This is a genomic window from Corynebacterium sp. CCUG 65737 (assembly GCF_024454115.1).
Lineage (GTDB): Bacteria > Actinomycetota > Actinomycetes > Mycobacteriales > Mycobacteriaceae > Corynebacterium > Corynebacterium genitalium.
On the sequence record NZ_JAGPZB010000001.1, the window covers coordinates 59,169 to 85,461 of the forward strand.

Annotated in this window: 32 protein-coding genes and 1 tRNA gene; 13 read left to right on the forward strand and 20 right to left on the reverse strand. The window is 60.6% G+C overall.

Annotated elements, in window-relative coordinates:
- Window positions 1-46: 46 nt before the first annotated feature.
- The 5 genes from KBX17_RS00305 (at window position 47) to KBX17_RS00325 (ending at window position 3,057) form a co-directional block, all read left to right on the forward strand.
- Window positions 47-1,258: a DNA polymerase III subunit delta' gene (locus tag KBX17_RS00305; RefSeq protein WP_256018030.1), complete on the forward strand. Its 1,212-nt coding sequence runs from the start codon at window positions 47-49 to the stop codon at window positions 1,256-1,258.
- Window positions 1,259-1,341: 83 nt separating this feature from the next.
- Window positions 1,342-1,908: a TetR/AcrR family transcriptional regulator gene (locus KBX17_RS00310; RefSeq protein WP_255996229.1), complete on the forward strand. Its 567-nt coding sequence runs from the start codon at window positions 1,342-1,344 to the stop codon at window positions 1,906-1,908.
- A gap of 157 nt (window positions 1,909-2,065) precedes the next feature.
- Complete coding sequence (locus KBX17_RS00315; RefSeq protein WP_255996228.1) at window positions 2,066-2,251, forward strand: hypothetical protein; 186 nt, start codon at window positions 2,066-2,068, stop codon at window positions 2,249-2,251.
- Between the two features lie 26 nt (window positions 2,252-2,277).
- The gene (locus KBX17_RS00320) at window positions 2,278-2,835 is read left to right on the forward strand and encodes a DUF4865 family protein (protein ID WP_255996227.1); all 558 of its coding nucleotides are present in this window, start codon (window positions 2,278-2,280) and stop codon (window positions 2,833-2,835) included.
- Between the two features lie 146 nt (window positions 2,836-2,981).
- Window positions 2,982-3,057: transfer RNA gene (locus KBX17_RS00325), tRNA-Thr, on the forward strand.
- Window positions 3,058-3,190: 133 nt separating this feature from the next.
- Here KBX17_RS00325 and KBX17_RS00330 read toward each other — a convergent pair.
- A complete protein-coding gene (locus tag KBX17_RS00330; RefSeq protein ID WP_255996062.1) occupies window positions 3,191-4,339 on the reverse strand; it encodes an MFS transporter in 1,149 nt (382 codons plus the stop codon).
- A 64-nt stretch (window positions 4,340-4,403) separates the two neighbouring features.
- Here KBX17_RS00330 and KBX17_RS11520 point away from each other — a divergent pair, with 64 nt between their 5' ends.
- Together KBX17_RS11520 and KBX17_RS00335 are read left to right on the forward strand one after the other, a co-directional pair.
- The gene (locus tag KBX17_RS11520) at window positions 4,404-4,745 is read left to right on the forward strand and encodes a MerR family transcriptional regulator (protein WP_370687026.1); all 342 of its coding nucleotides are present in this window, start codon (window positions 4,404-4,406) and stop codon (window positions 4,743-4,745) included.
- Between the two features lie 101 nt (window positions 4,746-4,846).
- A protein-coding gene (locus tag KBX17_RS00335; protein WP_256018032.1) for an IS3 family transposase occupies window positions 4,847-6,075 on the forward strand; the annotation gives its coding sequence in 2 pieces (ribosomal slippage) (window positions 4,847-5,123 and window positions 5,123-6,075; 1,230 coding nt in all).
- Window positions 6,076-6,228: 153 nt separating this feature from the next.
- Here the strand turns inward: KBX17_RS00335 and KBX17_RS00340 are convergent.
- From KBX17_RS00340 to KBX17_RS00375, 8 genes are all read right to left on the reverse strand, one after another.
- Entirely contained in the window at window positions 6,229-6,627 is a 399-nt protein-coding gene (locus tag KBX17_RS00340) for a multidrug efflux SMR transporter (RefSeq protein ID WP_255996009.1), read from the reverse strand.
- Between the two features lie 36 nt (window positions 6,628-6,663).
- Window positions 6,664-6,984 (reverse strand): multidrug efflux SMR transporter, encoded by a 321-nt coding sequence (locus tag KBX17_RS00345; protein WP_255997712.1) that lies wholly within the window; start codon window positions 6,982-6,984, stop codon window positions 6,664-6,666.
- A 51-nt stretch (window positions 6,985-7,035) separates the two neighbouring features.
- On the reverse strand, window positions 7,036-7,509 hold the full coding sequence (locus KBX17_RS00350) for a nucleoside deaminase (RefSeq protein WP_256018034.1): 474 nt from the start codon (window positions 7,507-7,509) through the stop codon (window positions 7,036-7,038).
- Window positions 7,506-8,126 carry a DsbA family protein gene (locus tag KBX17_RS00355; protein ID WP_255996015.1) on the reverse strand — a complete coding sequence of 207 codons (621 nt, stop codon included), beginning with the start codon at window positions 8,124-8,126 and terminating at the stop codon, window positions 7,506-7,508. The genes KBX17_RS00350 and KBX17_RS00355 overlap by 4 nt, the downstream gene beginning before the upstream one ends.
- Window positions 8,127-8,221: 95 nt before the next feature.
- Window positions 8,222-8,677 (reverse strand): MarR family winged helix-turn-helix transcriptional regulator, encoded by a 456-nt coding sequence (locus KBX17_RS00360; RefSeq protein ID WP_255996017.1) that lies wholly within the window; start codon window positions 8,675-8,677, stop codon window positions 8,222-8,224.
- Between the two features lie 97 nt (window positions 8,678-8,774).
- Window positions 8,775-9,335, reverse strand: coding sequence for a DUF4442 domain-containing protein (locus tag KBX17_RS00365; protein WP_255996019.1), 561 nt, complete (start codon window positions 9,333-9,335; stop codon window positions 8,775-8,777).
- 61 nt (window positions 9,336-9,396) lie between these two features.
- The gene (locus KBX17_RS00370; protein ID WP_256018036.1) at window positions 9,397-10,524 is read right to left on the reverse strand and encodes an AMP-binding protein; all 1,128 of its coding nucleotides are present in this window, start codon (window positions 10,522-10,524) and stop codon (window positions 9,397-9,399) included.
- A complete protein-coding gene (locus KBX17_RS00375) occupies window positions 10,449-10,793 on the reverse strand; it encodes a hypothetical protein (protein WP_256018037.1) in 345 nt (114 codons plus the stop codon). The genes KBX17_RS00370 and KBX17_RS00375 overlap by 76 nt, the downstream gene beginning before the upstream one ends.
- A gap of 327 nt (window positions 10,794-11,120) precedes the next feature.
- Here KBX17_RS00375 and KBX17_RS00380 point away from each other — a divergent pair, with 327 nt between their 5' ends.
- From KBX17_RS00380 to KBX17_RS00390, 3 genes are read left to right on the forward strand one after another with little or no spacing between them, the layout of a single operon-like run.
- The gene (locus KBX17_RS00380; protein WP_232210314.1) at window positions 11,121-11,930 is read left to right on the forward strand and encodes a GDSL-type esterase/lipase family protein; all 810 of its coding nucleotides are present in this window, start codon (window positions 11,121-11,123) and stop codon (window positions 11,928-11,930) included.
- A gap of 25 nt (window positions 11,931-11,955) precedes the next feature.
- Window positions 11,956-13,095 (forward strand): S-(hydroxymethyl)mycothiol dehydrogenase, encoded by a 1,140-nt coding sequence (locus tag KBX17_RS00385; protein ID WP_005287121.1) that lies wholly within the window; start codon window positions 11,956-11,958, stop codon window positions 13,093-13,095.
- A gap of 11 nt (window positions 13,096-13,106) precedes the next feature.
- The gene (locus KBX17_RS00390) at window positions 13,107-13,727 is read left to right on the forward strand and encodes an MBL fold metallo-hydrolase (RefSeq protein WP_256002160.1); all 621 of its coding nucleotides are present in this window, start codon (window positions 13,107-13,109) and stop codon (window positions 13,725-13,727) included.
- Between the two features lie 36 nt (window positions 13,728-13,763).
- On the opposite strand, the gene KBX17_RS00395 is transcribed toward KBX17_RS00390, so the two are convergent.
- From KBX17_RS00395 to rfbA, 5 genes are read right to left on the reverse strand one after another with little or no spacing between them, the layout of a single operon-like run.
- Window positions 13,764-14,690 (reverse strand): thioredoxin domain-containing protein, encoded by a 927-nt coding sequence (locus tag KBX17_RS00395; RefSeq protein ID WP_256018039.1) that lies wholly within the window; start codon window positions 14,688-14,690, stop codon window positions 13,764-13,766.
- 6 nt (window positions 14,691-14,696) lie between these two features.
- Entirely contained in the window at window positions 14,697-15,092 is a 396-nt protein-coding gene (locus KBX17_RS00400) for a DUF2304 domain-containing protein (protein WP_255997725.1), read from the reverse strand.
- Entirely contained in the window at window positions 15,089-15,799 is a 711-nt protein-coding gene (locus tag KBX17_RS00405) for a glycosyltransferase family 2 protein (protein ID WP_005287108.1), read from the reverse strand. The genes KBX17_RS00400 and KBX17_RS00405 overlap by 4 nt, the downstream gene beginning before the upstream one ends.
- 20 nt (window positions 15,800-15,819) lie before the next feature.
- The gene (locus KBX17_RS00410; protein ID WP_256018041.1) at window positions 15,820-16,665 is read right to left on the reverse strand and encodes a glycosyltransferase; all 846 of its coding nucleotides are present in this window, start codon (window positions 16,663-16,665) and stop codon (window positions 15,820-15,822) included.
- 6 nt (window positions 16,666-16,671) lie between these two features.
- The gene (rfbA, locus tag KBX17_RS00415) at window positions 16,672-17,535 is read right to left on the reverse strand and encodes a glucose-1-phosphate thymidylyltransferase RfbA (RefSeq protein WP_256018042.1); all 864 of its coding nucleotides are present in this window, start codon (window positions 17,533-17,535) and stop codon (window positions 16,672-16,674) included.
- Between the two features lie 4 nt (window positions 17,536-17,539).
- On the opposite strand from rfbA, the gene KBX17_RS00420 reads away from it, so the two are divergent.
- Entirely contained in the window at window positions 17,540-17,671 is a 132-nt protein-coding gene (locus tag KBX17_RS00420) for a hypothetical protein (RefSeq protein ID WP_255996039.1), read from the forward strand.
- A 3-nt stretch (window positions 17,672-17,674) separates the two neighbouring features.
- Here KBX17_RS00420 and KBX17_RS00425 read toward each other — a convergent pair whose 3' ends face one another.
- From KBX17_RS00425 to KBX17_RS11525, 4 genes are all read right to left on the reverse strand, one after another.
- Window positions 17,675-19,216: an HNH endonuclease signature motif containing protein gene (locus KBX17_RS00425; protein WP_256018044.1), complete on the reverse strand. Its 1,542-nt coding sequence runs from the start codon at window positions 19,214-19,216 to the stop codon at window positions 17,675-17,677.
- 241 nt (window positions 19,217-19,457) lie between these two features.
- Window positions 19,458-20,807 carry a sugar nucleotide-binding protein gene (locus KBX17_RS00430; protein ID WP_256018046.1) on the reverse strand — a complete coding sequence of 450 codons (1,350 nt, stop codon included), beginning with the start codon at window positions 20,805-20,807 and terminating at the stop codon, window positions 19,458-19,460.
- 25 nt (window positions 20,808-20,832) lie between these two features.
- Complete coding sequence (locus KBX17_RS00435) at window positions 20,833-21,000, reverse strand: hypothetical protein (RefSeq protein ID WP_370687571.1); 168 nt, start codon at window positions 20,998-21,000, stop codon at window positions 20,833-20,835.
- A complete protein-coding gene (locus tag KBX17_RS11525; protein ID WP_370687572.1) occupies window positions 20,984-21,364 on the reverse strand; it encodes an FAD-dependent monooxygenase in 381 nt (126 codons plus the stop codon). The genes KBX17_RS00435 and KBX17_RS11525 overlap by 17 nt, the downstream gene beginning before the upstream one ends.
- Window positions 21,365-21,517: 153 nt before the next feature.
- Here KBX17_RS11525 and KBX17_RS00440 point away from each other — a divergent pair, with 153 nt between their 5' ends.
- Both KBX17_RS00440 and KBX17_RS00445 read left to right on the forward strand, forming a co-directional pair.
- Complete coding sequence (locus KBX17_RS00440; RefSeq protein ID WP_256018048.1) at window positions 21,518-22,759, forward strand: MFS transporter; 1,242 nt, start codon at window positions 21,518-21,520, stop codon at window positions 22,757-22,759.
- Window positions 22,760-23,336: 577 nt separating this feature from the next.
- Window positions 23,337-23,666 carry a helix-turn-helix transcriptional regulator gene (locus tag KBX17_RS00445; protein ID WP_083770227.1) on the forward strand — a complete coding sequence of 110 codons (330 nt, stop codon included), beginning with the start codon at window positions 23,337-23,339 and terminating at the stop codon, window positions 23,664-23,666.
- 397 nt (window positions 23,667-24,063) lie between these two features.
- On the opposite strand, the gene rfbB is transcribed toward KBX17_RS00445, so the two are convergent.
- The gene (gene rfbB / locus KBX17_RS00450; protein ID WP_256002166.1) at window positions 24,064-25,059 is read right to left on the reverse strand and encodes a dTDP-glucose 4,6-dehydratase; all 996 of its coding nucleotides are present in this window, start codon (window positions 25,057-25,059) and stop codon (window positions 24,064-24,066) included.
- On the reverse strand, window positions 25,056-26,288 hold the full coding sequence (locus KBX17_RS00455; RefSeq protein ID WP_256002167.1) for a hypothetical protein: 1,233 nt from the start codon (window positions 26,286-26,288) through the stop codon (window positions 25,056-25,058). The genes rfbB and KBX17_RS00455 overlap by 4 nt, the downstream gene beginning before the upstream one ends.
- Window positions 26,289-26,293: the final 5 nt, after the last annotated feature.

The following is a 26,293-nucleotide window of genomic DNA, read 5'->3' on the forward strand; positions in this document are numbered from 1 at the left end:
GAGCGGGCCCAGGGTGGTGTTCGGGAGGGGTTGTAGGCTGGTGAGCGTGAGTGAGCTGAGCGTTCCGGAGAGGCTGGCGGGAACCCCGTCGGTCCGTGCGACCATCCTCGGCGCCGCGGCGGCCGCACGCGGAGTGCCCGGCGCTGACCCGCACGCGATGACGCATTCCTGGTTGTTCACCGGCCCGCCGGGGGCTGGGCGTTCCACGGCCGCTGTGGCTTTCGCAGCGGCGCTCGTGTGCGAATCGCCCGCGGACGCACTCGGTTGCGGGCACTGCCAAGCCTGCCGGGACGTCTTCGCCGGCGCCCACACGGACGTGGTGCACATCGTGCCGGAGGGCATGACCATCAGCATCGACATGGTGCGCGACACGATCATTCCTGCGGCGACACGCTTACCGACGGTCGCGAACTGGCGCGTCATCATCATCGAAGACGCCGACCGCTTCTCCCGTGAGGCCCCCGAGGCCATCCTGAAGACGGTGGAGGAGCCGCCGGAAACCACCGTCATCATCATGTGCGCCCCGTCCACCGACCCGCAGGACTTCTCCGTGACCTTGCGCTCGCGCTGCCGCCACCTGTACGTGCCCGCCCCGTCCGTCGACGAGATCGTGCGCATCCTGGTTTCTGAAGAAGGCGCAGCGGAGTCCGACGCGCGGCTGGCCGCCGTCACGTCACTGCGGCACATCGGCCGGGCGCGCCGCCTGGTCAACTCGGATGCGTCGCAGAAGCGCCGGGCGGCCGCTATCAACATCGCCGAACTCGTCTTCCACGGCGACCAGGCCTTCCAAGGTGTGGCGGCGTTGGTGAAGTCCGCAGACGCGGAAGCCAAGGACGCGTATGCCTCGTCCGACGAGGAGGAGCGCAAGCGGCTCGAAAACGCCCTCGGCATGGGTGCGAAAGGCAAAGGCGCGGCGAAGGCGCTGCGCGGCACGGCGTCCTCGCTCAAAGAGCTCGAAGCTGCGCAAAAGGCGCGCGGTACCCGTCGCCTGCGCGACGTGCTCGACCTCACCCTGGTGGACCTCGCCGGGATCTACCGCGACGCGATGATCACCAGCAGCGGGGGAGGAGTGCCCCTGGTGCACCCTGACTTTGAGGGGCTATCCACAGAGATTGCCAACCACGCCGACCTGGCGGGCATCACGGAGTGCCTCGACGCCGTGGCCGAATGCCGCGCGCGCCTGCACCAGAACGTCATGCCCGTCATCGCCTTCAACGGCATGCTCGGGCGCATCCGCATCGCGTGCGGCGTGAGCTAAGTGTACTGAGCGGGGACATAGATTGAGCTCGGCGCGGAGCGGTCGACGAGAATTCTGTAACTACTGGTATGTACACTGGGGGCATGGACACAAGGACACGTCTCTTGGATGCGGCCCAGGAACTGCTGTGGGAGCGGGGTTATGCAGCAACTAGCCCGAAGGACATACTGAGCCGAGCCGACGCGGGGCAAGGCAGCATGTACCACCACTTCTCGGGCAAGCAGGACCTCGCGGTGGCCGCTCTGGAGGCCAGTGCGACAGCCATGCGGAATGATGCGGATGCGTTGCTCCGTGGCAAGGGAACGGCCACGGAGCGTCTCGTTGCCTATCTCGAGCGCCAGCGCGACTCCCTCCGGGGCTGCCGTATGGGTCGTATGACTTATGACGTCGACGTGATCGCTACGCCTGAGCTGCTTCAGCCGGTCTCCTCAACCCTGGCATGGCTTGTCGAGACGATCGGGACAGTCATTCACGAGGGGATCGATGCGGGTGAGTTCCCGTCTGGAACTGACACCCACCAATTGGCCTCGATGGTCGTGGCCACAGTGCAGGGTGGCTATGTCTTAGCCCGTGCCCAGCAAGACCCTGTAGAGTTCGACGCCGCTATCCGCGGCGCAATTACGCTCCTGCGCACCTGGAGCCGGCGATGAGCTTCGCTCCCGGGTACTTCACGGGCACAGTCGAAGCCAAGACCTTGGCCGGGCACCCACCCGTGAGTCGACACTGGCTGTGTACGCCGTCACGTTTGCGGCTGGGGCGCACACTCATCCCAAGTGTCAGGGACTGTATGCCACGGACGGCGTTGCCATGGTTCACATTGAAGGGCAAGTGCCCCAGTGCCTGGCTGGGGGCGAGTCCATCTGGCTCGATGCCCGCCGGCGACACTGGCATGGCGCTGCACCCGAACAGCCCATGACACATGAGGCCTACCAGCAAGCCGCTGATGACCTGTCGGTTATCGAATGGCCGGAACCCGTCAATCCCGCGACTTAGTCCCACGCAACAAAGGAGAACCACTGATGTACGCCATGCAGTATCAGATCACGCTGCCCACTGACTACGACATGCAAATCATTCGCGATCGTGTCACCCGGACGGGGCACCTCATGGACGGCTACCACGGACTGGAGTTCAAGGCCTACCTCATCCAAGAGAAGGCCAGGGGTGCAACCCACAACGCCTACGCACCCTTCTACGTCTGGCGCGACATCGACGGGATGCGTCAGTTCTGCTGGGGCGAACCTGGATACTCGGCCATCGTGCACGACTTTGGCCGCCACCCGATCCAAGACTGGACTGTCCATCAGCTCGTTGCCGGTCCGGCTGACTACGTCGCAGCCCGCAGCTTGACCATCAAGACCGTGCCCCTGCCGGACGGCGCCGCGCCGTCCCACTGCATCGAGGGCATTACTGCGGACTTTCTCGTTACGACCATTGACTCCACCGTGGCCCGCGTCGCTGCCGTGGACGTCACCGCCTGGGCCGCCGTCCTCGTCGAGCTCAGCACCAAAGAAGCCGACGAGACCTCCACCGATGTCTCCGCCTACGAGGTGCTGCACGTTTCCGCTGCTGCCTGACTCGGCCACCATCGAGCCTCCCTGGAAGGCTTCTTCATGTCTCGGCCCAACGCTGCCCTCACACCCCGTCACCGTCTCAAGTTTGCCCAGTTTTGTGCGGGGGTGCGCGTCGATTATGCTATCGGTTCGGACCTTTAATAGTCCCCGCCGCCTTAGCTCAGTCGGTAGAGCATCTCACTCGTAATGAGAAGGTCGCGAGTTCGATTCTCGCAGGCGGCTCCAAGTGACACACCCCCGTGAACTGCGAAGGCAGCGCGGGGGTGTGTCATTCGCGACTGGTGAGTTCGGCGCGCAGCGTTAAAGCACGCAGCTGACAATGAGGCCGTTCTAGGCTCGTGACAAGTTCGTTTCCTAGTCATCCCTGTCTGACATCGGAGTGGTCGGGGGTGACGACCGTGATTATCCAGGCAATCAGTGTGAAAACAACGCCTACGTGAATCGACGGTGTGAGGCTCGTTTCGTTGGCTAGCACATATCCGCTTGCTGCGGTTGCGGCCGCTGCTCCCATGGTTATGAATCCTGTGTGCACGGTGTTGATGAAAGGGTGGGGGTCAGCCTGTGCCATGAGTCGGGTCACTAACAGCGGGTTGAGCGCCATTCCTGTACCTCCGAGTGCGACTATCGCCAGGGCTGTGATGGGGCCGGCATTGGGGGTCGCAACCAGGAGCAGTAGCGCAACGGCTTGGGCTGAAAGGCCAGCGAGCAGAAACTTTTGAGCATTGGTTTCTGAGACCTTTCCCCACAAGAGATTGCCTGTAAACGCTGCCACTCCGAATCCAATGAGTGCGACGGTTGTTCCAATGGGGGTGAAACCTGCGCGCCGAAGTATTGGATCGATTAATGCGAATGCCGCAAAGGAACCACCGATGGTGAAGAAGCTGGTCAACATGCGGCTCCACACACCTGGGTTACTGACAACGGAGACTCGCTCAGTTCCTTCGCCCGATAGTGCAGGGATACGCGGAAGGGCCGCTGCCAACACAACCGCGATCATGAATGCTGCGAAACCTAGAAGGATGAACGACATGCGCCACCCTGCAAGCCATCCAATGACGTGGCTAAGCGGTAATCCAAGAAGTGTTCCGGCCATGAGCCCGGAGAGGATTGCGGCAGCAGCTCGAGATTGATTCCGCGTGCCCGCTAAGAGGACGCCAGCAGTGAGACTAAGACCAAAAATCGCCCCAGAAAGACACCCAGTAAGGAAGCGGATGATGAGTAGAACCGTGAACGTGGGTGAAAACGACGCGGTAATTTCAACACCCGCGTACACGAAAACCGCTCCCGTTAGACACGCACGAACTGGTTTGCCGTTAAGTGCCCATGCCAGTGTTGGTCCACCAAGGGCCATACCTAAGGAGTACGCCGTCACCAGATGAGTGAGCTTACCGATGGGTTGGCCGAGGTCGACGGCCATGTCGGTCATCATTGCAGAGACTTGAAACTCGCTCGTGGTTACTACGAAAAGAGCTGTAGCGAGCACAAATATGGAAAGTTTGGTGGTCATCTTTTGCACAACGCAACGGTAAGGTTTGAGACTAGTGTGAAGGTCAAGTCAAAGGAGATCTGAAATGAGGATTGCCCGGGCTGCGCAGGAAATTGGCGTACCTGCACACCGCTTGCGACACTACGAATCAGTGGGCTTGGTGGTTCCCGATCGAACGGAGACTGGGTACCGTGATTATTCTTCTGCCCAGATCGAACGAGCACGACAAGTGAAGTCGCTTTTCGACATGGGTTTCACAGCTAAAGATGCCATGCTTATGCTGCCGTGTATGACGGAAGAGCCGGCACCGAACCCTGAATGCGCGGCGACACGGCAACGAATGAAGCGACGGTTGCGGGAGCTAACCGCGCGACGCCGCCAGCTAGAGACTACTGAAAGTGCCTTGGCTGACTGGCTAGGTCACTGACCCCGAATGCTGTTTCGGTTTTGGCCAGTTTTGCCCGTAGATTAGATTCCTATGAAGTGTCCTGGGTTTGGTTCCGATCGTTTCTAGAGGAGGATTGGATCATGCCTAGGAAGTTCAGTGACGAGTTCAAGGACAAGGCGGTGCGGTTAGCCGAGGAGCTCGTTGAGCTTGAGGGGTGCTCGAAGTGGGCGGCGGCGGAGGAGATCGGCGAGAAGCTCGGCGTCTCGGCGCACACGCTCAACAACTGGTTGAAGCCTGTCAAAGCGTCCCCCGACGTTCAGCGGGGCACTGGCGAGTCGGTCGACGAGGAACTGAAGCGTCTGCGGCAAGAGATTAAGGAGCTGCGCAGGGCGAACGAGATCTTGAAGACCGCGTCAGCTTTTTTCGCAGCGGAACTCGACCGTCCCACCAGAAGATGATCGAATACATCGATGCGTATCGCGATCGCTTCGGGGTCGAGGCCATCTGTCGCACGTTAAGGCAGACAGAATGTGGGTTTATCACCTCTCGTGGCTACCGAGCAGCGAAAACACGAGCCCCGTCGGCCAGGAGCTTGTCAGACGCGCTGCTTATCCCCGAATTGGTGAAAGTCTTCGAGGACAACTTCAGCGTGTACGGGGTCCGCAAGATGTGGAAGGCTATGCAGCGCGCCGGCTGGGACATCGGTCGTGATCAGACGGCACGGTTGATGAAACTCGCCGGCATCCAAGGCCGCAGAAGGGGCCGCACTCCGATCACAACGCTTCGGGCTGATGTCCCGGATTGTCGTCCTGATCTGGTCAATCGTGACTTCACCGCGTCAGCGCCGCACCGGCTGTGGGTCGCTGACATCACCTACGTGCGTACCCTGTCCGGGTTTGCCTACACCGCGTTCATCACCGATGCGTACTCCCGCAAGATTGTCGGGGTTGCCACCAGGGCGAGCATGCGCACCGATGAGCTGCCTTTGGAGGCTTTTGAGCACGCTCTTTATCACGCAGGTGATCTCCGTGCTGAAGGACTTGTCCACCACAGCGATCGCGGCTCGCAGTACGTGTCCATTCGTAACAGTGAGGCGCTTGCTCAAGCTGGGATCGATCCGTCCGTTGGCACCGTCGGCGATTCCTACGACAACGCGTTGGCGGAAACGGTCAACGGTCTATACAAAACAGAGCTGATCTATCCCCACCGGCCGTGGGCGTCGGTTGGGGAACTCGAGATCGCGACCCTTCGCTGGGTGTACTGGTGGAACAACCACCGCGTGCACGAGTCATTGGGATACATCACTCCACAAGAGATGGAAGACGCCTACTATCAACAATCACACGCCCACCCGTTGGGCGTTCAATAAGCGGAACTAAACCCAGGACACTTCACTACGGATCCAAACCAGCCGAGCGAAACAGGCGAGTCTGCTGGAAGCAGTTACGTAGTGCCGAAATAGTCTGACATTCTCGGGTCGCTTCAGTCCAAAGTTGTGGTGTTCCCACAAGGATAGGATCAGTTACCGGTCGGATTGCATTTCGAACGCTGGGCTGTCAGCGAGTTTCAGCCTGACGACCCCACCAATGATGACCGCGAGCCAGAATCCCTTCGCGAGGGTTAGTGTTTCGTCGAAAAAGACGGGGCCGAGTAAAGCAGCGCCAGCGGCACCGATACCAGCCCATACGGCGTAACCGATGCCGACATCAATCTTTTTCAATGCGACGCTGAGGAAGAACAGCGTGCAGAGGAAGAACACGATGGCGACGAGAGACCATTTGACGTTGGTGAAGCCTTCACTGCCGTTAACACTGAGGGCGTAGCCGACTTCGAATCCCCCGGCGAGCAGCAGAGCGAGCCAGGGCCCGAACTTTGTTCCGGGGCTGTCCAGCGTGGTGTTTTGAGGTGTGGTGGAGGACATGAAGGTAAGCCTTTCTGTAGGTGTGTGGGAGTGTGGTTAGGCGGTGCCGGCAAGATTGAGGCCGACAACTCCGACGATGACGATTCCGATTCCGACGAGTTTCTTTAAGGTCAACTTCTGGCCTAGGAACAAGGCTCCGACGATGACGATTCCGATACCTGCAATGGAGGTCCAAAGGGCATATCCGACACCGACGTCAAAGGTGAGCAGCGTGAGACTTAGAAAGAAAGTTGCGATCGCACCGCTGACGAGGGTGGCGATCGTCCAGGGGATATTTTTGAAGCCGTTCGCCTTTCCGGCTGCTATGCCTACAGTGACTTCGAAGACTACGGCGATTGCAAGGTAAAGCCAGTGCATGATTAATGTCCTTTTCGTTTTTCCGGGTTAGGTGTCGTTGGGGGAATCCGCCTACATGTGCTTTTCGAGATAGCGGGTGAACGGCTCGTGAGCGTTCGTAGTGGGTAGGTGATGAAGCATGCGATCACGCAGATAATCGTTAATACGCATGGTTCGGTAGCTGGCTCGGTAATCGAAACCGAACGCCGCGACAGCGTCGCGATCAACGGCTGTGTAGATTGTGCCGATCCCATGGTCGATGGCGAAGCGATAACACAGGCCGCATGGTTCTCCGGTAGCCAGCAGAATGGTTCCGGTCAGTGTTTCGCGGCCATGAGATGAAAGCGCGTCCCGCATCGCGACGATTTCAGCGTGGGCGCTGGGGTCCCCCGTTTCATGTACTTCATTTACTCCAAGGCGCGAGATGATTCCGGAGTTATCAGCGACGGCACCGACGAATGGGAGACCGCCGCCATCAACGTGTCGGGTTGAAAAGTCGACTGCAGTGCGCATCTCGCGGTGCAGCTGTTCAAGGGAAATGCTCATGAATCCGCCCCCGGCAACGGTGGCTTTGCCGCGATCTCATCAAAAGCTTTCTTCAATCTAGACGCGCTGGGAACGCCACGCAGGAGATGGCCATTGATGAGTATTCCCGGAACCGACGTGACCCCAACCGTGTTAACCGCGAAGTCTTGGTCGAGACGGTGCTGCTGGCGACGCGCTTCGTCATTCAAGGCGGTTTGGACGTCGTCAGGGTTCAGTCCAACTGATGCGGCAACGTCAATAATGACGTCATCCACTCCGATATCGCGATCGTCCTGGAAGAATGCTTTGAACATGGCTTCGGAGTACTCGTTTGCTTTACCTTGCTCTTGGGCAAGCTGTAGTGCCAGAAAAGCTTTCTGGGTACGGGGTTGTGGCGAAACTGACGGAAGAGTCATGGGGATACCAAGCCGTCGGGCCATCGGATAGACCGATTGCTTCCAGACCCGCGGAAGATAGTCATCTTCCGGCCGAAGGGTGGGAACAGGGGAGGGGCGAAGTTCGAATGGGCGAATTGTTGCGTGAACGTCTCTGTCTCGCTTGAGCTCGTCGAGGGCGCTTTCGACCAGATAGCAGTATGGACATACGTAATCAATGAAAACATCTACGTGGGTTTTCAACTGTTCTCTCTTTCTTGTGGCGACGACAAAACTAACCTTAGTGCATGTACATGCATGGATCAATGCAAAAGCATGCGCTCGTTGCGTCTTCCCAGCTAGTCGTCGCTATCTGAACTGCGGGCTGCTAGGTGAAGGTCGAGCCAATCCGGCTGCATGTCCCCGATTAGGGACCGGAGTTTGTCATCGAATGGTTCTGCAATGGTGGCAGCCTTTTTTGATCCGTCCTCGGTCAAAGCCGCGTAGATACCGCGCCCATCGTCGGGGCAATCATCTCGGAAAGCCAGCTCTTTGCGTTCCATTCGCTCCACCAAGCGAGTTGCCGAACTCTGACTAAGGCCGAGTTGTTGGGCCAATTCCGTGATTCGTAGTTCTCGATCAGGACTCTTGCTGATGAGGAGCGCTGCACGGAATTCAGTCAGGCCGATGCCAAAGCTGCTTTCGAGCCACTTGTTGAGAGCCGAGTCAATGAAAGAAACTTCTCTGGCTATCTTCGTCCACCGATCAGTAAGGCTCATGGCTGGAGAAGGGGAGCCCGAATCAATTCCTTCCATGTGCATTCAAATTACACCAAGTATGCGGAGTGCCATTTTGTCTCGAATGGGGGCGAAAAATCGCTGCCATCCGCACCCCCCTTTAGTCGGGGGCCCTTTAGACGGTTTTTTCTTTGGATGCTGACTTGCTCTTGACTTGGCTTTTGTCGTTACCCTGGTCCGTATCTTGGGCCTCGTCAGCGACCTTGTCTTGGGTTTCTTCCTTCTTCTGGTTCAGCCGGTAGTACACCTGGCGGCGCACGTGCGCGACCACGTCGCCTTCCTCATCGGTGATGTCCACTTCGAACCAGTGGAGATACTTGTCGCCTCCAGCGGTCTTTTCCTTGATCAACGCATAGGTTTCCTCGGGGATGCGCATGTCGGCAGTGATCTTGCCGCGGCCGGGCTTCAAGAACTTGATTTCGCCGCCGGTGTCCCAGATCTTGTACTCCTTGCCCAGACGGTGCATGGACGCGAGCATGTAGAACGGGTCCGTCATCGCAGACATGGTTCCGCCGAAGGCCACACCCATCGCGTTCTTGGTCAGCATGTTGGGCTTGTGGGAGACCACGACTTGGGTACCGTCGTCGGTGAACTCCTCGATCTTGATGCCGGCGCCGAGCAACGGCGGCCAGAATCGCATGAAGTGCTTGAGTTGGCGGGCAGAAAAGTGGGCCATGATAAAGCTCCGTTCGTAACCGTAATGAGCGGGCTGGAAACGGAGCTAACTATACGCGCGCTTAATCGTCGCGGCGGGACTCCGGCAGGAAGCGCGCGACCACCTTGCCCGTCGGGTTGCGGGGGAGGGAGTCGACGAAGTTGACGTCACGGGGGATGGAGTGGTGGGCGAGCTTGTCGCGCACCCAGTCGCGGACGGCGTCGGCGGTCAGGGAGCGGCCGTGGTCATCGTCGGAACGCACGACCCACACGGCGACGCGCTTGAAGGTTTCTTCGTCGTCGACGCCGCCGGCGTACACGTCGGCGACACCCGGCATCGGCTCGAGGGTCTCCGTCACCGACTGCGGGTGGAAGTTCTCGCCGCCAATGATGATCATGTCGTCGTTGCGGCCCAAGACGTGGAGGCGGCCTTTCTCATCGAAGTATCCGCGGTCGCCCATCTCGATGAGCTTGCCGATCATCACGATCGGCGTGTTCGGGTTGGAGTACCTCTTCAGGGCAGTCTCGTTGTTGAGGAAGATGCGGCCCGGTTGGCCTTGGGGGACTTCGTTGCCGTCGTCGTCGAAAAGCTTGACTACGCTTCCTGGCACCACTCGCCCCGCCGCTGTCGGGTGCTCCGCGACCTCCTCGGCGGTGGCCACGGCGGTCAGCGACAGTTCAGTCGAGCCGTAGATGTTGGCCAGAATCGGGCCGAAACGTTTGTGCACGCGCTGGACCACATCGGGCGTCAGCGCGTTGCCGGAGGAGGCGATCCACTTCAGGGAGGACGTGTCATAGTCGTCGCTGTTCGGCAAGTCGAGCATCTGTTTGTAGAAGATCGGGGATGAAATCAGCCCGTCGACCTTGAAGTCCTGGATTTGCTGCATCGTCTTCGCCGGGTCGAACTCGCGCTGCATGACAATGGTTGCGCGCGACCCCAACGCCACGTTGAGTGTCGACCAGCCCCACGTGTGGAACATCGACGCGGATTGCAGCAGCGTCTGGTTGGAATACCACGGCACCGCCGACAACAAGCCGGTGAGAACATAAGGGACCTTCGGCTCGTTGCGCAGGATCCCCTTCGGGATGCCGGTCGTGCCAGACGACATGAGCACCAGGTCGCCTTGTTTGGGGATCAAAGGCAGGCGCGGCAGTTTCTCGTTGCTGACCAGCAGCTTATCGACGCTCGTAGCTCCCGAAACAGTAGCCACTGGGCGACTTTGCGGGATCCGTTGCGGAGATCGCGGTAGGACAGGACCCCTGAGTCGTCGATAAGCGCGTTGCGGTGCGGACAGCAGCGCGCACCCTGTTCTACCTCGCGGGCGGTTGTGATGCCCCAGCTTGGGATGTCGCCGAAACCGCGGATCAAGACCCCTGGGCCGCCCTCGAAGCCGACAATGCCGCGACGGACGATCAGCGAGGCAAGATCCAAGAACGCTCCGACCTGCTGGATTGGGGTGTAGCTGACTCGGTTGGACATCCGGGGTTCCCTTCTGCAGGCTAGGACAAGCGTGCGTAAGCTACTGGCAGCGAATTCTCATTTGATTAGGCTATCGCTTTTGTGGGCACAAGTGTTTCGCTAGGCTTCTTCTTAGATCTGGGACTGCCGGGTCATCTATAGTGGCGGTGCAAAAGATCCAATTGTGATAGAAGTGACAGGTAGTGGCAAGCGTTTGCAAGGCTAGGACGTAACATCTTCCCTCCTGGAAGCGACATCACTCCTGTGGGCCGCATCAGGGGTCTTCCGATGAACAACTCACTACCAGCAGAAAGTCGACGAACAATGCTTAACCGTACCCGTCAAGCTGTGACTGCATTCATCGCCGCCGTCCTCGTGGGCGCGGGAATCATGGCTGCCCCTAACGCCAACGCGCAGCAGGGCAACATGGTGATCTTCGGCGACTCCGTGATCGCCGACGCTCACTCCATCGAGTACCTGGGTGCCCGGATGGGCCTGCACCCCAACGGCTCTTCCAACCCGGGCCGGTGGTGCCCGACCTCCGACCAGAACTTTGGCAAGATCGCTGCGCGCAAGCTCGGCCTGCAGCCGCGCGACTTTTCCTGCCCCGGTGCCGTGAGTATCTCCCCGGGCCCGAACATCACCGCCCAGATCGACCGCGCCGTGCGTGAGCGCGGCCTCGACGGCAACACGCGCCGCGTCGTCCTCCAGGTGGGCTTCAACGACACCTACAACCATATGGGCGAAGACCCGATGCAGGTCCGTCGCAAGTACGTCGACTTCATGCGCCCGCAGGTGGACAAGATCCGCCGCGCCGCGCCGAACGCAAAGATCCAGCTCATTGGCTACCCCACCATCACCGGCGGCGACCGCGTCTGCCTGTTCCACCTTGGACCAAATATGTATGACGCAACGCCGATGCCGATGGTCCGCGACTTTGAAAACCTCGCCCAGTGGATGAATGTCGACTTGGCCCGCGCCACCGGCACCCAGTTCGTCGACCTCAAACCGGGCACCGCCAAGAACGGCATGTGCGCCCGCGACGGGGACCGCGAGTTCGCTGGTCTCATCGACTTCTACGCCGGCCCAGGCAACGCTCCGATTCACTCGACCCACCAGGGCCACCGCCACATGGGCGAAATCGTCGCGGCAAGCTAAGCGCAAAGATCGCTAGGCTCGGGGCATGACTTCTACAGACCCCCAAGCTGACGAAAACAACGAACAGAACCAGCAGACTGTCAAGGGCGTCATCGCCCGTGAGAAAGGCGCCGAGGTCGAGATCGCAGACATTGTGATCCCCGCCCCCGGCGCCCACGACGTTGTGGTGAAAGTCCAGGCCACCGGCGTCTGCCACACCGACCTCGCCTACCGCGACGGCGACATTGAAGACGCCTACCCCTTCCTTCTCGGCCACGAGACCGCGGGTGTCGTGGACACCGTCGGTGACAGCGTTACCCACGTCGAGCCGGGCGACTTGGTCGTCCTCAACTGGCGCGCCGTCTGCGGCGAGTGCCGCGCGTGCCGCAAGGGCGACACTAAGAACTGCTTTAACACCTTCAACGCGTCTACGCCCATGACGCTGACCGACGGCACCGAGCTCACCGCCGCTCTCGGCATCGGCTCGTTTGCTGAAAAAACCCTTGTCCACGAAAAGCAGTGCACTAAGGTCAACCCGGACGAAGATCCTGCGGCTGCAGGCCTCCTCGGCTGCGGCATCATGGCCGGTCTCGGCGCAGCAGTGAACACCGGTGAGATCCGGCAGGGCGAATCCGTCGCCGTGTTCGGACTCGGTGGCGTGGGCCTGGCGGCCGTGGCGGGTGCGGCCCTGGCGGGGGCGACGACGATCGTGGCGGTGGACGTCGATCAGCGCAAATGCGACGCCGCTACCGAGCGATTCGGCGCAACGCACGCAGTCTGCACGAAGGACATGGACGAAGACGCCGTGATCGAGAAAATCCAGGAACTCACCGGCGGCTTCGGCCCCGACGTGACCATCGATGCGGTGGGCATCCAGCCAACGTGGCACCAAGCCTTCTACTCGCGCGACCTTGCTGGCCGCATGGTCATGGTCGGCGTGCCCAACCAAACGGACCACGTAGACATCCCCGCGATTGACCTCTACTCCCGCGGCGGCTCCATCAAGCCCGCCTGGTACGGCGACTGCCTGCCCGAGCGCGACTTCCCGGCATACGTCGACCTGCACCTCAACGGCCGCTTCCCGCTCGGTGAATTCGTCTCCGAGCGCATCGGACTGGACGACGTCGAGGATGCATTCACCAAGATGAAGCAGGGCGACGTGCTGCGCTCTGTGGTCGAGTTTTAAGGAGTAGCCCCATGAAGATTGAAAACGTAGTCACCTCCGGCCTGTTCAAGCTCGACGGCGGCGAATGGGAGGTAGACAACAACGTCTGGATCGTCGGGGACGACAGTGAGGTCTACATCATCGACGCGGCCCACGACGCTGAAACCATCGCCGCCGCCGTGGGAGACCGCAAGGTCAAAGGCATCATTGCCACGCACGGCCACAACGACCACGTCGACGCCGCGCCGCTGCTGAGCAAGCTTGTCGACGCCCCCGTCTACCTCCACCCCGGCGACGACATGCTCTGGTACGACGCCAACCCGGAGGAGAAATTCCTCGAGCTGGAAGACGGCACGGTGTTCTCTGTGGCGGGCACCGACTTGCACGTCATGTCCACCCCCGGCCACTCGCCGGGATCCGTCGTGCTCTACCTGCCCGAGGCCGGCGAGCTGTTCTCCGGCGACACTCTGTTCCAGGGTGGGCCAGGCGCAACGGGACGCAGCTTCTCGTCCTTCGACACCATCATCGAGTCGCTGCAGAAGTCCGTTCTGGATCTTCCGCCGGAGACGGTGGTGCGTACCGGCCACGGCGACGCCACCACGGTGGGGGAGGAGGCCCCGCACCTAGAGGAATGGATCCGCAGGGGCTACTAGCCCCTACGGCACTCTCCGCACTGCCAGGGTCGCCGGCTAGTTCTTGTCGGCGACCTTCTTCAGCTCACCGTTGATCACGTAACGGAACTCCTGCACCGGCAGCGCCCCGCCGATGAAATCCCTGTTCACCACAAAGCCGGGCGTGCCGGTGATCCCCAATTCCTGGGCGTACTCGAGTGACTTCTCAAGCGCTTCGTCGTATTTTTCGCTCTCCGCGTCCTCGCGGAACTTCGCCAAGTCCGGCACCCCGGCCGTGCCGGCGAAGCGGACGTAGTCGTCGATGGTGAAGCCTGGGTGGCCGCCGCGCTCGGCAGCCTCCGCCATGTATGCCTTCTTGTACTCGGTGAACTTGCCCTGTTCAGCGGCGGCGCGGCCCGCCTTGGCGGCCGCCACAGAATTCGGACCCTGGGTCGGCATGTCATTCCACTCGATACGGACCAGTCCAGCATCGACGTACTCGTCGATCAGCTCCTGCTCCGTCTCAGCCGCATGGCGGATGCAGTACGGGCACTCCCAGTCGGTGAACTCCGCGATGACGACCGGGGCGTCGAGAGCGCCCTGAGACATGGGATCCGCTGGGTCGCGGCGAGCCGTGTTCGCGATCTCCTCGGGGGACGTCACCGGGGAGCCCGGGCCGTGAATCGTGGCATCGTAGTAGCCGTTGTCCTGCTTCTTCGCCGGGCTGAAGTCCGTGCCCGGCTCGACGTTATCGGGAACTTCCTTGACTTGGGGCTCCTCGGCCTCTCCGGAACCGTCGCCCGCAGCGCCCGCGCCGCCAGCGCGATCAGTGCCGTCGGCACCGATTTGCTCGGCAATCTGATCCACAGCATTCTGCTGGCCTTCGCGCTCACCAATGATGTAGCCGCCGACACCGGACCCCACGGCCAGCACCAACGTGAACGCCCACATCAGGGGCGGGATCTTCGTAGTGGACTTCTCGGACTCGTCCTTACCAGAGCTCATGAAACTTCAGTCTAGACCGTCACGGGAGTTACCTGGGGGAGGGGTTTGGGAGGGGTTGGTTGGGGCGTCGATAAGCATGGGCGGCACCGCGTTCTGGAGGGCGACCGCGCGTGCGAGCCGTGCGTACCGCAGCTCCTGCTCGCGGAACCGCACCCACGTGGACATCGTGGTGAAGAAAAACGCGATGATCATGACGTACAGCATCAGGTCCGTGCCGCGGTCCACTCCGAGCCAGTTCGCCAGAATGGTCACATCGTCGGGGCGCAGAATCGCCCACACGGCCGCTATTGCCAGCAGCGCGAACCCGATTTTCACCCACGCCTTCGCGAATGCCTTCTTGCGCTGGGTGAAGAAGTACACCGCGAGCACTACCGCCGCGATGAGCAGAATGAATTGGATCATGGCAGCCTCCTGGCCACAAGCCCGTCAGCAAGAATATTCACGCCGTTGACCAGCGATTGGCCCTTCGACATCGAGTATTCCGTGTACAAAATGTCCACCGGCTCCTCCGCGACGCGCCACTTGCGCTCATCCATCATCGCGACGATCTCGGACGCGTGCGACATCCCGTTCATCCGGATGTTCATCTCCGCCGCCACCTTCGCGTTGAAGGCGCGCAGCCCGTTGTGCGCGTCGCTCAACCCCAGCTTGCGGGTCCGCGGCGACAAGAACACCACCGTCTTCAACACGATGCGCTTGATCAGCGGCACCTGCGAATTCTCCTGGTCGCCTGCAAAACGCGTGCCGACGATGATATCCACCGGCTCCGACCGCAACCGGCCCACCATACGCACCACGTCCTTGACCTGGTGCTGGCCGTCAGCGTCAAAGGTGACAAAGAAGCGCGCGCCGGGCTGGGCTCTGGCGTACTCGACACCCGTCTGGATTGCCGCACCCTGCCCGAGATTGACCGGGTGATTCACCAAGTGCGCGCCGGCCGCGTGGATCTGCACTGCCGAATCATCGGCCGAGCCATCATTGACCGCCACAATATTGGGAAACGTCTGCAGCGCATTCGCCAAAACCTGGTTGATCACAGGGCCCTCGTTGTAACACGGCACGATCAGCCACGTGTCTGCGAACTCGTTGCGCAAAGGATTGAGGGCCATGACCGACAGACTAGTCGCGCTTACCGGCCGCGGTGGAACAGGACCGCATAAACCCTTTTCATAGTGCTCAACGGCAGTGCGCGGTAGAGGTTCCGCACCGCTAGATTAACGGCGGCGCGGGGGCGGGAGATCAGGCCGTACTGAACAAGTTTGGCCTGCAATTCGCGTTCAGCCTTCCGCGTTTCCGCGGTCGTGCGGCGCTTCAACTGGGCGTCATTCACCCGGAAGTACGTCAGCGGCTCTGGCAGATTGTGGAGTTTCTCACCCGCCGCGATGAGGCGAGCCCAGAGGTCGTAATCCTCCATGTTGTGCATCGGCTGGTAGCCGCCGACACGTCGGACCGCCTCGGTGCGCATGAGCACGGACGGATGGTTCATCGGGGAGTTGATCCGAGCGTAGCGGGCGATCGCCTCGTGGGTCTCCGGCAGACGCCGGATCCCACCCGTGGTGGACGGGTCTGGGCGCTCGCCGTCGAACTCCTGCATCGCGGTGCCCAGAACCGCCACCTCCGGGTGCTCGCGCATGAACGCCAGTTGCTTCTCCAGGCGCTCCGGGAACGCGGCGTCGTCGGAGTCCAACCGTGCGACGAATTCCGTATCGATGTGCTTGAAGCCCTCTGCCAACGCGACGCCGAGTCCGCTGTTGCGCTCTAGCGTCACCGTGTCCACCGCGGCCGTCACGGAGAGTAGGTCCTCCACCTCGTGGGGCACCGGGCCGTCCTTGACCACCAGGATCCGCTCCGCCGGCCGCGTCTGGGCCGCGAGACTGTCCAAGGTCAACGCGAGCTCGTCGGCGGTGGTGTTGCGGTACACCGACATCAAGACCGTGACCGCGCCGGGCTGTTCATAGGGTTGTTCATGGGTCATGTCTGGTCACTCCCGAGCCGCATCGAGCAAGTACTGGCCGTAGCCCGACTTCAACATCGGCTGAGCAAGACTTTCCAGCGCGGCCGCGTCGATGAAGCCCTGGCGGTAGGCCGCGACCTCCGGTGACCCGATGACGGTGCCGGTGCGCTTCTGAATCACCTCGACATATGCGCTCGCTTCACTCATCGAGTCGATCGTGCCGGTGTCCAACCACACGTCGCCGCGGTGGAGGCGGTGCACCTTGAGCGCGCCCTTTTTCAGGTAAGCATCGTTGATGCTGGTGATTTCCAGCTCTCCGCGCTCGCTCGGCTCAATCGTCTTCGCGATTCGGACCACGTCATTGTCGTAGAAGTACAGGCCGACCACGGCGTAGTTGGACTGCGGCTGGGCAGGCTTTTCCTCAATGGCGGTCGCGGTGCCGTGCTCGTCGAAACTCACCACGCCGTAGCGCTCCGGGTCGGAGACTTCGTAGGCGAAGATGGCACCGCCAGCGGGGTCGAACGCGTCGCCCATCAGCCGCGTCAATTCGGCCCCTTCAAAGATGTTGTCGCCCAGGACCAGAGCCACCGAGTCGTCCCCGATGAAGTCCTCACCGATGATGAACGCCTGCGCCAGCCCGTCCGGGGAGGGTTGGACGGCGTAGTCGATCATGAGGCCCCAGGCGGAGCCGTCGCCAAGCAAACGCTCGAATGCGCCCCGGTCTTCCGGCGTGGTGATCACCAAGATCTCGCGAATACCTGCGCTGATCAGCGTGGACAGCGGGTAGTAGATCATCGGCTTGTCGTAAATGGGCATGAGCTGTTTCGAGATGCCCTTCGTGATCGGGTACAACCGTGTGCCCGATCCGCCCGCGAGGATGATGCCCTTCATAGAGGTGGAGTCTAGTGCGCGCCCGCGCAACCGCACGCGCATCGCCGTGCTTATCGACGCCCACGCGTGCCAGCCCGCAGACACACCGGCAGCATTTCTGCGCTTCGGCGGCCTGCGGGTAGGGGAGAATAGGTGACGATTAAGCGACAGGGAAGAGCACCGGGTCAGGAGGGCCTCCGGGGGTGGACCCCGGTGGCGGGTGGTGCCCTTTTTGTCGGTTGCGGAGTTTATGTCCGATGCTTTCGTGGGCGTCGACGGTTTCGTTGAATCTCATCGGCCCGCCGTCTGCGGGGATCACCCCCACCCGGCCGGTTTCGGGGTCGCGGTCGACGTAACCCTTGTTACCTCTGCCATCTCTGCGGTCGTTGTTGCACATGTGGTGTTCGCGGCACAGGGCGATGAGGTTCTCGATGTCGGTCAGCCCGCCGTCGAAGAAGGACTCCATGTGGTGGATGTCCAGCTCGCTCATCGGGCGGTCGCACCCGTGCCAGGCGCACACTCCCTGCATGGCCAGCAGTGCGATGCGCTGGTGGACGCTTGCCAGGCGGGTGCGCCCCAGCGAGAGGGGGACGCCGGTGACCGAGTCGAGCTGAGCGATGAAGTCGGTGCCTGTGAACCCGAGGCGGAGCATGTCGTACGCGGTCAGGCTGATCCCGGTGTTGGTCATGAACTTAGTGGTGTGGTCGGCGTTGTTCAGGTCATCGAGGGTCATGCCGACGACGACAGTGCCGATACCGCCCTGCGAGCCAGCCTTGGTTCCGGAGAAGTTGGTCACGATGTGCATGAATTGGTCGAAGCGCCGCTGCGACATCGTGCGCGTGTCTTTTGGCTCCTGCTCGGAAGAGCCCGATTTGTCGCCTATTCCGCCGCGCCCGAGGTCCAGCGCCGCCTTGAGCACCGCGGCTTCGCCGGCCGGAAGATCGATGGTGACCCGGCACATGCCTGCGCTGTCGGGCTTGCCCATGATGAGTTTCCGCGCATCAAAGTCCGATTGCGGCTTGTCCGGGCTGTTCTTCCGGCCGGCAGCGTTAGCGTTGTCCACGAGCCGGCGGACGAATTTGCGCAGGTCTTCTGGGCTGCGCTTGTCAGCCTCGTCGAGAGATTTGGCGAGAATGACTGGGCGCCCCGGAACCGCGTCGTTGCGCAGATTCATCAGCTCGCGGTTGATGATGTCTTGCTTTTCCTTCGCCGCCTTCAGCGCAGCCTCTTTCGCCCGGCGCTTCGCCTCACGCTCTTCTTCCGCTTTCCGACGAGCCTCTTCCGCAGCTGCCGCTACCGCCGCAGCTGCTTCGTCCGCGTCGGGGGAGTCAGGGTCGATGCCGGCGAAGAGGAACTCGTCGTCGGGGGTGGTGTCCTCGACTGGGGCGAAGAGGTCCTCTCCTCGGCGTAGGCGCCCCATGGCCTCTGCCTGGGATAGACCGAGAACATCGCGCAGATACGCGGCAGGCTGGTTCGCCCCGACAACCCGGCCAGCTCCGTCACGGTCACACAGGTAGGCAAACGCAGCGTCGGCATATGCCTTCTGACCTGAGAGGATCTCTTCGAGGCGCTCCATGTCAGTGCGGACAGCATCGAAGGCTAAAGCGTGGGGGTCAGCAAAGATGCGCGAAATGTCAGCCATTGCTTCCGCGACGGCATCCACGGCATCCGCCAAGGAATTTGCGCCAACTCGTTCGGTCATCTTCGCCACCCCCTGTTTGTATGTCGCTTGGTCTTTGCCACACAACTTACAACCTCACGTGGACAACCGAGCCATGAAAAGCGTACGTATGTTCGATAAGGTGATTTGAAATCTTCGGATCTCCCCGAAATCCTATGGTGAACGACCTAAGACTGTTCCAACGGCAAGGTGAATTCGAACAGCGAAAAGGCTCCTCAAGCGCCCTACTGATCGTTAGTGCACGCGTTCTAAAGAGCTGGCCCTACCCCAGGTACATCGCCAGGGCTGCGCGCCAGTTCGTCGGCTTGAATCCGGTCGCCTCAATCTTGTCCAGTGCCAGCGTGGACTCGGCCGGCCGGGGCGCCTCGGGCCCGAAGGCCTCTTGGTATTGCGCGGTCGTGACCGGCTGGACGGAGGAAGGGTCGCCGCCGCAGGCGATGAAGACGGCCATGGCGATCTCGTCACGGGAGGCGGTGTCGCCGCCGGAGGTGATGTTGTACACGCCGTACTCGGCGCCTGAATCAAGCAGGTGCACGATGCCTCGTGCCAAGTCTTCGGCCCACGTCGGTCGCCCGCGCTGATCACTGACCACCTGCGGGCTGGCGTCTTCGCGTGCGAGCCGCGCCATGGTCGTCATGAAGTTACCCCCGTCGCCGAACACCCAGGACGTCCGCACTAGGTAGTGCCGGGGGCAGGCGGCGGTAGCGGCCTCACCCGCGGCTTTGGAGGCGCCGTACACGGACAGCGGGCTGGGTGCCTCGTCCTCGGTATGCACCCCCACAGTCCCGTCGAAGACGTAGTCCGTGGACACGTTCACCAGTGTCAAGCCGTAGCGCCCCGCAATCTGCGCGAGCTTCGCTGGACCCAGCGCGTTGACGGCCCAGGCCCCGTTTCGGCCGTCACCTTCTGCGCCGTTGACGTCGTTGAACGCCGCTGCGTTGATGATCGCGGAGTATTGTGTCCAATCCCGAGCGGACATCAACGTCGAGACATCAGAAGTCAGATCGAACTCGTCGTGGCCCACGAAATCCCCGTGGGGCAGCAACGGGCGCAACGCGCGGCCCAACTGCCCGTTCGCTCCGGTCACTAACACTCGGCGAGGGGGGACGGGGGAGGCGTCGGCAAGCATCGGATGCTCGAGATCCTTCGCTGAAACTTCAGTGGGCTCGAGCGGCCACTCGCTCTCGCGGTAGGAGCAGAACGCGTATTGCGCGTGTGGGCTCCAGCGCGCGTTGCACAGGTAAATGTACGTTGTAGCGTCCTCGAGCGCCTGGAAGCCATTGGCGACGCCGCGCGGCACGAACACCGCAGTGTCCGGACCGATTTCGCACCCGTACTTCGCGCCGAATGTCGGTGAACCTTCGCGCAGGTCAACCCACGCGCCGTAGACGCGTCCCGTTGCAACAGAGACGTATTTGTCCCACGGTTCCGCGTGCATGCCGCGTGTCGCCCCACGCTGCGCGTTGAAGCTGACGTTGTTCTGCTCCACGCGCATCGCGGGGTCGCCGGCCCAATTTTCTTTGAACCATCCGCGGTTGTCGCCGTGAACAGTTAAGGTGCGGACTTCAAGTCCTTCGATGGGCACGCTTGTCGACGTCTCCAGCTCAGCCATACGCTCATCCTACGGCCGCAGGAAGCTATTGCCCGCGCGACGCGTAGGCATCTTCGACGGCTTCTTTCGCCTCCTGCCACCACGCTTCGTTGCTGCGGTACCACTCGATCGTGGTGGCGAGGCCTTCGCGCATGTCGGTGTAGTGGGGCTGCCAGGCGAGCTCGTCGTCGGCTGCGTCATCGGCGCCTCCCACGTCGGCGTAGAGGCACTCTTGGTCGGTTGTTCCTCAGGCTTCGGTAGAGGCTTCGGATTTGCCGGGTTGCGACGGGTGTCGCCTCCGCGGGGCACCGGCAGGGGGGCTGGAGACCGGCAACGTTCTTAAGTTCGGAACGTTTTCCAAGTAGGTGGGGGTTAGTTAATGGAATGTATCCACGTCGGACTAGGTGTGAGAGTGAACGTACATGAGTCATGTCAACTCTTGGACGGCGGTCTGCGCTCGGCCGAGGTTCGAAGAGCAGAATCTCTAACCCCTGTAATGACAGTTCAAGTGCCATGAGCATGCCTGAAGAGCCACCGTCGACAATCGCAACATCGGATGAATCCTGCTCAAGTTCCACAAAAACTTTCCCTCCGCTTGCATAGGTACTAAATACTTGGTAGCTACTATAGCGATAGTATCTAACGGAGGGAACAGGATGACAAGAGTTACGTCAGAAGAGAAAGTCGTAGGGGACACCACCCCAAGTCGATGGACTTTGCCTATAGTCCTTGTGGCGCAATTCATTACGCCGATGTCAATTTCCGGAACCGGCATCGCTCTTCCGCAGATCTCCACTGACCTTGGGGCAAACACTGCGGCACTTCAATGGGTCGTAAACGGTTTCAACGTTGCGTTTGCGCTGGGTGTTCTTGGCTGGGGAGCTGTAAGCGACCGTATTGGCTTTCGAATGACTTTTGCCATCGGAGCTGCCCTATTCTCGGTGTCAAGCTTGATCAGTGCTGCTAGTCCATCGCTTCTTTTGCTTGATTTTATGCGGATCATTGCAGGTTGTGGGGCGGCAGCCGTCCTCACTGGAGCTAGCTCTATGCTCTCTAACGCCTTTGAAGGCAGCGCACGAGGCCGAGCATTCGCCCTGTTTGGAACTATCAACGGATTGGGCTTGACTTTAGGCCCAACTATCTCAGGAATTTTGGTTTCGAGCTTTGGGTGGCGAGGAGTTTTTGCTGTTCATGGTGTAATTCTTGCGTTGGTTACATTGAATGCAAGAATCCTTCCTACAGCCACCGACGCTGCGCAGGATATTAATGAGACAAAGACACCGCTGTTAGATCTTTCCATTCTTAAGAACAGAGAGTTCCTCGCCATGTGTCTGGTGCCGATTGCGGGTTCTATTGGATTCGTTACAGTGCTGACTTATCTACCCTCTGCCTTCAGTGGCATTAAAGGTATCGGTGCGGGACAAGCTGGCCTGATCATGCTTGCGATGACAATCCCTGTCGTTGTGGCGCCAATCGTAGTGGCCAAATTGATTGAGAAAATCTCGTGGGTCACGGTTGGTTTTGTGGTGTACCTCAGTCTGATCTGTCTTATTGTCGGAGACCTTGGCCTGATGCTGCTCACGCCCGAGGGGTCAATCGGGCTCGTAATTATTCCGATGATCTTGCTTGGCTTGGGCTTCGGCCTACCCATTGGCCTTGTAGATGGACACGCACTGGGGGTTGTTCCTCCTGAAAGGACCGGCACAGCGGCTGGCGTGCTCAACTTTTTCCGTGTGGGTAGCGAGGCTTTGTTCGTTGCCGGGTATGCGTTCATGCTTTCCCTGCAAATTCAACAACAGCTTTCCGGTGAAGCTGCGACAAGTACTGCGGCTGGGCAACCGGGCCACCCAGATGTCTATGCTGACGCTTTCAGTACAAGCGCGCTCACGCTGACGGCCCTTGTTTCGTTGGTAACTGTGTCTGTCTTGCTCGTACGGCGCGGTTCCAGCGCTAAGTTAAATGAAAAGGAGTAAGAAACAATGAGCACAACTATTCGTTCCTCTGAAACTCGAGACGTTTCCAGTCTCTCGCCTGTTTCGATGACTACCCTCCACGACTGAAGAACTTCTCCGCCGTCTTTCTCCGGGATGAACTCCTACCTTTCCGTGCATTGCATCGAGGCGGATTAAAATGGAAGAAGGGGAAACCTATCCAGGTGAAGTTGTGTACGTAGATGCTCATGCGGCAAACAGAGACCAAACGGTCTTCGCTTCCCTGTGGACGGTGAGTGTTCAGCGTAACTAGAAGAAACATCTACCGTTTGGATACGGTATGCATCTTGGATACGGCATGCATCATTGTATGTGGGCAGCAATAGCACGGGTGGTCATTCGCGAGTCGGTGGGAGCACTGACTGAATAGCTGCCGAGGTTATTCATGGCAGTGCCTCCTGAGAACATCAAGTGGATTCGGGAGTTTTAGTGCATCGTCCCTTGTCGACTCCTGTGAGTAAATAGTGTCCTCGCGTGGCGTAGTTAACCTGGAATGATATCGCATGATCTTGAACAGCTACGATTTTATTAGTTCCTTCATTCCTTGAAAGGAGATCGTATGCCTGATCAGGATGGCCACCCGAGTATCGACGAGTTTGACCTCTCTAAAATTTTGCACGCATTGTCAGACGCTAACCGACGTAAAGTGATTGTAAAACTGGCTGCACAGCCAGATGGGACTGAACAACTGTGTTCAGAATTTGGTACCCCGTGGGCGCCTTCAACGCGAACACATCACTTCAAAGTTCTGCGTAATGCCGGTTTGGTCTGGCAGCGTGACGTGGGAAACGGACGCATGACGCGTCTGCGTCGAACTGATCTTGAGGAAGTGTTTCCGGGCTTGCTGGACCAGATAATTATCTCGAGTGGAAACGGCCAGCTGAAGTGACAGAAACTTCAAGATTGAATTTTAGACTGAGTATGACTTTGCTACTTCCTTCTTACTGGGAGATGTCATCTGACATTCGCCCGACTCACGGGATTCCTTATGTCTTCGCGCCCTCGGGGTAGAAAGCTGGGCCTCGGATTTGTGCCACCCATCAAAAAATAGCCTCTGCGATGTCGAACAGCACTTCTGGTTAGTCGGATTCCGGGCTCTGACTAGCGGGGTTCCCCGGGGTGGGTGAACGCGGAGTTTTTACCTGACCCCCCGTTTATTGGGGTCAGAGTGCGCGAGTGTTTGGTCGTCGCCATCCTCTTCGCCCACGTGCTAGGCCGCTGGTTGGAAGATGACATGTGTGCGCAGCGGGGCGAGACCGTGCGTTTCGAAGGTAGCTGAAGGTGGGCTACTGCCCGCGCTGTGCGTACCCCTCTTCGACCGCGTCTTTCGCCTCCCGCCACCACGCCTCGTTGCTGCGGTACCACTCGATCGTGTTGGCAAGACCCTCGCGCATGTCGGTGTAGTGGGGCTGCCAGGCGAGCTCGTCGTGAAGCTTGGTGGCGTCCATGGCGTAGCGCATGTCGTGGCCGGGCCGGTCGGCGACGTGCTCGAACTCGCCGCCCATCAGTTCGCAGATCATGGCGATGACCTCGAGGTTCGAGCGCTCGCCGCTTGCACCGATGTTGTACGTTTCACCGGCTTTTCCGCGCTCGAGGATGGCCAGGACGGCGTCATTGTGGTCGTCGACGTGGATCCAATCGCGCACCTGCTCGCCCGTGCCGTACAGCTTCGCGGGCCGCCCGGTGAGCAGATTGGTGATCTGCCGCGGAATGAACTTCTCAATGTGCTGGTAGGGGCCGTAATTGTTGGAGCAGTTCGAGATCGTCGCGTCTATGCCGAAGGACCGCACCCACGCGCGCACGAGGTGGTCCGAGCCGGCCTTGGTCGCGGAGTACGGCGAGGACGGGTTGTACGGCGTCGACTCGGTGAACTTCGCGGGATCATCCAGCGCGAGATCGCCGAACACTTCGTCGGTGGACACGTGGTGGAACCGCGTTCCGTACTTCCGCACGGCCTCGAGCAGCGTGTATGTGCCCACCAGGTTGGTCGCCACGAACGGCGAGGGGTCCCGTAGAGAGTTGTCGTTGTGCGACTCCGCGGCGAAATGCACCACGACATCAGCATCGCGCACAAGCTTATCGACGACCTCAACGTCCTCCACCCTGCCCTCAACCAGAGTCACAGCCGCCTCGTCCAACCCGGCGAGATTCTCGGCGTTGCCTGCGTAGGTTAGCGCGTCGATCACGACGATCTTCGTCTCCGGTTGGCGGTGGGCCACCATGCGCACGAAGTTGGAGCCGATGAAGCCGGCGCCGCCAGTGACGAGCATCGTGTGTGTCATGTGTTCACCTTATCCCGGTTCCCCGACAAGCCGATGACGTGCACTAACGCGCCAGTCAGCGGTCCGAATATCAACGCCGCGATCACTGTCGCGGCCACACCGGTGCCGCCTACGGCAGGCAGCGCGAAAAGCAGGCCGAAGGTGGCCACCGAGCCGGCCACCCAGCCGGCGACGTACCAGGTGTGCAGCTCGAGCGCGAGGACAGCCGTGCCGGTGATGATGAGCGCGCCCATGACTGCCGATGCGAATGTGAGCAGGCCCAGTGGCAGGCCCGGCACAAAGAGCTCCGGTGGAAAGAATGCTCGCAGAATCCACGGCCCGATCAGCCATGCGGCGCCAAACCCGACCGCGCCCACCCCTAGGACGGCCGCGATCGGGCGGAGCAGCGAAGAGTAGATCCGTGCCCGGTTGGTGACAAAGCGCACCACAAGGGCCGACTGGAAGCGCTGTAGGGGAACCAACACCGGTGCGCGGGTGAGCAGCACTGCCTGGTTGATAGCGGCGACGGCGGCACCTGCGGCAGGGTCGAGGGAGGGGAAGGCGAATTTGACCAGCATCGGAAAGCCGGTGATCAGGGTTGCAGAGGCACCAGTCGCCACGATTGCGGCGCCAACGCGGCGGGTGAACTCAGACCGGTCCACATCTAGGGTGACACGAATCTGGCTGCGGGCGTGCGACGACGCTGCGAGGATCAGCACCCACGTCAGAGCACCGATCACGGTGATGATCAGGAATGCCGGCAAGCCGAACCCCGCCGCCCAAGCAACACCTGCGAGCACGAGGCGGATCCCAGAATCGAAGGCGACGAGTGCCGCGTACTGGCTCCACAACTGAGTGCCGCTCAATATGCCGGACAGCACGGCCTGGAAAACGTAGCTGGACAGGCCGAATACCAACAAGCCAGTCGCCACAGACCTGTCCAAGGGCACGAGCTGACCCATCAACACAACCCCGAAGACAAGGGCGAGCACGGCGACAACAGCCGCAATGACGGCTCCTAGACGCCATGGGTTCGCTGTGCCCGCCATACCGCTGGTTCGAGCGGAGGACACGGCGCGGGTGGTTTCTTGGGTGATGCCGTCGATAAAGCCCGCCGAGGCGAAGAACAAGCTCCAATACGCCTGGAAATACAGCATCTGTGTGCCGGCGTCGAGCGACCAGGACGCGACCCAGAGGACCACGAACCCGGAGAGCGCCGCGAACACCGTCGCGAATGACAGAGCCTTCATCGTGG

What these genes read in the sequence shown, in the direction of transcription:
- KBX17_RS00310 (WP_255996229.1), top strand. Translation starts at nt 1,342, where the DNA reads ATGGACACAAGGACACGTCTCTTGGATGCGGCCCAGGAACTGCTGTGG.
- KBX17_RS00315 (WP_255996228.1), top strand. Translation starts at nt 2,066, where the DNA reads ATGGTTCACATTGAAGGGCAAGTGCCCCAGTGCCTGGCTGGGGGCGAG.
- KBX17_RS00320 (WP_255996227.1), top strand. Translation starts at nt 2,278, where the DNA reads ATGTACGCCATGCAGTATCAGATCACGCTGCCCACTGACTACGACATG.
- KBX17_RS00330 (WP_255996062.1), bottom strand. Translation starts at nt 4,339, where the DNA reads ATGACCACCAAACTTTCCATATTTGTGCTCGCTACAGCTCTTTTCGTA.
- KBX17_RS11520 (WP_370687026.1), top strand. Translation starts at nt 4,404, where the DNA reads ATGAGGATTGCCCGGGCTGCGCAGGAAATTGGCGTACCTGCACACCGC.
- KBX17_RS00340 (WP_255996009.1), bottom strand. Translation starts at nt 6,627, where the DNA reads ATGTCCTCCACCACACCTCAAAACACCACGCTGGACAGCCCCGGAACA.
- KBX17_RS00345 (WP_255997712.1), bottom strand. Translation starts at nt 6,984, where the DNA reads ATGCACTGGCTTTACCTTGCAATCGCCGTAGTCTTCGAAGTCACTGTA.
- KBX17_RS00350 (WP_256018034.1), bottom strand. Translation starts at nt 7,509, where the DNA reads ATGAGCATTTCCCTTGAACAGCTGCACCGCGAGATGCGCACTGCAGTC.
- KBX17_RS00360 (WP_255996017.1), bottom strand. Translation starts at nt 8,677, where the DNA reads ATGGAAGGAATTGATTCGGGCTCCCCTTCTCCAGCCATGAGCCTTACT.
- KBX17_RS00365 (WP_255996019.1), bottom strand. Translation starts at nt 9,335, where the DNA reads ATGGCCCACTTTTCTGCCCGCCAACTCAAGCACTTCATGCGATTCTGG.
- KBX17_RS00375 (WP_256018037.1), bottom strand. Translation starts at nt 10,793, where the DNA reads ATGTCCAACCGAGTCAGCTACACCCCAATCCAGCAGGTCGGAGCGTTC.
- KBX17_RS00385 (WP_005287121.1), top strand. Translation starts at nt 11,956, where the DNA reads ATGACTTCTACAGACCCCCAAGCTGACGAAAACAACGAACAGAACCAG.
- KBX17_RS00390 (WP_256002160.1), top strand. Translation starts at nt 13,107, where the DNA reads ATGAAGATTGAAAACGTAGTCACCTCCGGCCTGTTCAAGCTCGACGGC.
- KBX17_RS00395 (WP_256018039.1), bottom strand. Translation starts at nt 14,690, where the DNA reads ATGAGCTCTGGTAAGGACGAGTCCGAGAAGTCCACTACGAAGATCCCG.
- KBX17_RS00400 (WP_255997725.1), bottom strand. Translation starts at nt 15,092, where the DNA reads ATGATCCAATTCATTCTGCTCATCGCGGCGGTAGTGCTCGCGGTGTAC.
- KBX17_RS00405 (WP_005287108.1), bottom strand. Translation starts at nt 15,799, where the DNA reads ATGGCCCTCAATCCTTTGCGCAACGAGTTCGCAGACACGTGGCTGATC.
- KBX17_RS00410 (WP_256018041.1), bottom strand. Translation starts at nt 16,665, where the DNA reads ATGACCCATGAACAACCCTATGAACAGCCCGGCGCGGTCACGGTCTTG.
- rfbA (WP_256018042.1), bottom strand. Translation starts at nt 17,535, where the DNA reads ATGAAGGGCATCATCCTCGCGGGCGGATCGGGCACACGGTTGTACCCG.
- KBX17_RS00425 (WP_256018044.1), bottom strand. Translation starts at nt 19,216, where the DNA reads ATGACCGAACGAGTTGGCGCAAATTCCTTGGCGGATGCCGTGGATGCC.
- KBX17_RS00430 (WP_256018046.1), bottom strand. Translation starts at nt 20,807, where the DNA reads ATGGCTGAGCTGGAGACGTCGACAAGCGTGCCCATCGAAGGACTTGAA.
- KBX17_RS00445 (WP_083770227.1), top strand. Translation starts at nt 23,337, where the DNA reads ATGCCTGATCAGGATGGCCACCCGAGTATCGACGAGTTTGACCTCTCT.
- rfbB (WP_256002166.1), bottom strand. Translation starts at nt 25,059, where the DNA reads ATGACACACACGATGCTCGTCACTGGCGGCGCCGGCTTCATCGGCTCC.
- KBX17_RS00455 (WP_256002167.1), bottom strand. Translation starts at nt 26,288, where the DNA reads ATGAAGGCTCTGTCATTCGCGACGGTGTTCGCGGCGCTCTCCGGGTTC.